Raw genomic sequence first — 462 nt, 5'->3', positions numbered from 1 at the left:
CAGTGATGGCGATGGCCTAAGCAACGAAGACGAATATACATCGGGTACGACCCCTTCAGATGCAAACGACCCAATCTATGCCGGTGACCGAGATTTAGACGGCGACGGAGCGGTGAATGGCATCGACGAAGACTACCAAGCCAGCGGTGATTTCGATGGCGATGGCCTAATGAACGAAGAGGAATACCAGTCAGGCAGCAACCCAGCTGATCCCAATGACCCAATCGTTGGGGGCGCGCAAGATTTGGACAACGATGGAGAACCTAACGGCATTGACCCAGACTACACCCCAGCACACGATACCGATGGGGATGGCCTAACGAACGAAGCCGAATACACCGATGGAACAGATCCATCAAATGGTAACGACCCGGTGGTGGGTGGAAATGGAGACAACGACAACGACGGCATACCCAATGGGATTGATCCAGATTACAGCGCCAGCGCCGACGCAGACGGCGA

The 462-nt window shown here is 54.8% G+C and carries 1 pseudogene; it reads left to right on the top strand.

Features of this window, described 5'->3' with window-relative positions:
- A pseudogene (locus ACP45E_RS01005) lies at window positions 1-462 on the top strand (hypothetical protein); the annotation flags it as partial.

Origin of the sequence: Vibrio genomosp. F10 str. 9ZD137 (genome assembly GCF_049974785.1) — a bacterium.
Lineage (GTDB): Bacteria > Pseudomonadota > Gammaproteobacteria > Enterobacterales > Vibrionaceae > Vibrio.
This window is presented reverse-complemented; position numbering and strand designations above follow the sequence as displayed.